Source organism: Rheinheimera sp. (genome assembly GCF_036568245.1).
Classification (GTDB): domain Bacteria; phylum Pseudomonadota; class Gammaproteobacteria; order Enterobacterales; family Alteromonadaceae; genus Alishewanella.
In genome coordinates this window covers 1-2,139 of sequence record NZ_DATCSY010000004.1, presented here as the reverse complement: position 1 = coordinate 2,139, position 2,139 = coordinate 1, and the positions used below count along the sequence as shown (strand labels likewise).

At 49.3% G+C, this 2,139-nt stretch carries 4 protein-coding genes; all 4 read left to right on the top strand.

Annotation, left to right across the window (positions count from 1 at the left end; all coding sequences use genetic code 11):
* Positions 1-136 precede the first annotated feature (136 nt).
* Entirely contained in the window at positions 137-478 is a 342-nt protein-coding gene (locus VIN66_RS00215; protein ID WP_331922118.1) for a rhodanese-like domain-containing protein, read from the top strand.
* Positions 465-992, top strand: a complete 528-nt coding sequence (locus VIN66_RS00210; RefSeq protein WP_331922117.1) for a hypothetical protein — start codon at positions 465-467, stop codon at positions 990-992. Before VIN66_RS00215 ends, VIN66_RS00210 begins: the two co-directional genes overlap by 14 nt.
* Positions 992-1,366 (top strand): hypothetical protein, encoded by a 375-nt coding sequence (locus VIN66_RS00205; protein WP_331922116.1) that lies wholly within the window; start codon positions 992-994, stop codon positions 1,364-1,366. Before VIN66_RS00210 ends, VIN66_RS00205 begins: the two co-directional genes overlap by 1 nt.
* Before the next feature lie 11 nt (positions 1,367-1,377).
* Positions 1,378-2,139 (top strand): elongation factor P maturation arginine rhamnosyltransferase EarP (earP, locus tag VIN66_RS00200; RefSeq protein ID WP_331922115.1); only part of this gene is annotated, 762 nt, incomplete at its 3' end.

Below are 2,139 nucleotides of genomic sequence, written 5' to 3'. Positions count from 1 at the left end.
GTAAGGTCCTGACGCAGCCTTTGTTTCAGCGTATTTTTAATATTGCCATGGCGATTATACTTGTGCTGTCGATAGTGCCGGTCCTCTTTGAAATCTGGCAGTTTTATTTTATGGCAGGCAGTTAATACCGGAGGTGATGGTGAAAGCCTTACTTGTTAGCACGTTATTATTATTGTGTTGCTATAGCAATGCACAGGATACAAGCTCGGATACCGTCTGGCTGGATGTAAGAAGCCATGAAGAGTTTGCCAGCGGGCATTTGCCAGGCGCAGTCAATATTCCGCATACAGAAATAGCCGCGGGCATTGCTGAACTGAAACTGGATAAAAATACGCCTATCGCAATTTATTGCAAAAGTGGCCGCCGGGCCGGTTTGGCGTTAGAGGTATTACAGCAGCAAGGGTACACTAATCTTACCAACAAAGGTGGTTATGAGCAGCTGAAGCAGCAGCTTGTCAGTGATAATGAACGCAAGTGAAGAAAAAATAGCGCTGGAGCATGAAGCCGCACGTTTATTTATGCGGTTGTATGAAAAACGTTTTGGTATCAGTATGCGGCATATCTGGCATAATGAGCCGGCCAGGCCTGATGTGTCGTGTTACTACGATGAGCAGAAGCTGGATTTGGAAATTGCGCATTTATACGGCAGTGAAGTCGAAGCGATGCACATACTGGGGCGCCCACTGACTACCAACACCCATAAAGAGTTGCTGTCGCTGCTGCGCACACCTGCACAGCACCGTTTGCTGACAGCACTTAACCGCCTTATCTGCAATAAAGCTGAGAAAACCTATAACACAGACCGGGTCTGGCTGGTGATCCGCAATGCTAACCCACTGTGGACCAGGCGGGATATTCTAAACCACCATCAGCAGCTGCATATGCCGGCACAGCACCCGTTTGAACAAATCTGGCTGATTGGTGACATGCATGGTAGCACCGGTATTCTGGCATTATACCCGCCAGCGCTGACCGCTCTGGAGCAAGGTTGATGCTGGGCTTTTATCAGCGCTGGGCTTACCGGCTTTATCCGCTCAGAACACTTTTTTTAATCGTGTTTGTGGCTGCTACGCTGAGCTTTGGCTGGCTGCTGTTCTCAGCTCAAGCCGCAGTAGCAGAACGTTGGCAGCTTAGTGTTGTGCTACTGGCAGTTACCAGCTTGCTACTGTGGTTATGGGCTACGTTGTTCAGCCGGCAGCTGCCATGTATAGAGCAGGCGACAGGCTTTGCTGAAAAATTGAAGCTAAGATTGCAGTATGGAACTTATTATCTGCTGGCGCTGCTGGTGACGCTGTTGCTACTGGCAACAGGCTATCTTGGCCTTCGTGCGTTAAAGGGTATAATAGCCGCCTTATTTTTCGGCTGAACCTCGCTTTTATGTCTGTATCGTCATCCCGCTGGGATATTTTCCGTGCCGTTATCGATAACTTTGGTGATATTGGTATTTGCTGGCGCTTAAGCCGTCAGCTCGTCAGCGAACACGGTGTAACTGTGCGCCTGTGGGTGGATGATTTAGCCAGCTTTCAGCGTATTTGTCCTCAAATCAATATCAGTGAAACGCGACAAAAGGTCGCAGGCGTCGACATTATGCTATGGTCGGCGGATACAAACTGGTCACAGTATCATGTTGCAGAGGTTGTTATCGAAGCCCTGGCCTGCACTATTCCTATGCCGTACCAACAGCAAATGGCAAAGCATGATGTGAAACCTTTATGGTTGAACCTGGAATATTTGTCAGCCGAAGACTGGGTGGAGGGATGTCATGCTCTGCCATCGCCACAACCACACCTACCGCTTGATAAATACTTTTTCTTCCCGGGGTTTACCGCTGCAACCGGCGGTTTGTTGCAGGAGGCAGCGCTGCAGCAACACGCAGAAAGTTTCTCTGCTGATAGCCTTGCGCTGCAGCAGTTCTGGCAGCAGCTCGGGGTTCAGAACCCAGGCATATATACGCAAAAGATATCACTGTTTGCCTATGACCATCCGCAACTCTTTACTTTAGTGAATGGTTGGCAGCAGTCTGGGCAGAACATACTGTGTCTTGTGCCGGAGGGGGCTCTTGCAACCCAGCTAACCGGGCTTTATCCGCAGCTTAGTATCAACCGCGAGCTGGTCATTGATGCATTGACGATAAAAATA

Excerpts from the sequence above, each read along its gene's own strand:
- VIN66_RS00215 (WP_331922118.1), top strand. The coding sequence starts at position 137 with ATGGTGAAAGCCTTACTTGTTAGCACGTTATTATTATTGTGTTGCTAT.
- VIN66_RS00210 (WP_331922117.1), top strand. The coding sequence starts at position 465 with ATGAACGCAAGTGAAGAAAAAATAGCGCTGGAGCATGAAGCCGCACGT.
- VIN66_RS00205 (WP_331922116.1), top strand. The coding sequence starts at position 992 with ATGCTGGGCTTTTATCAGCGCTGGGCTTACCGGCTTTATCCGCTCAGA.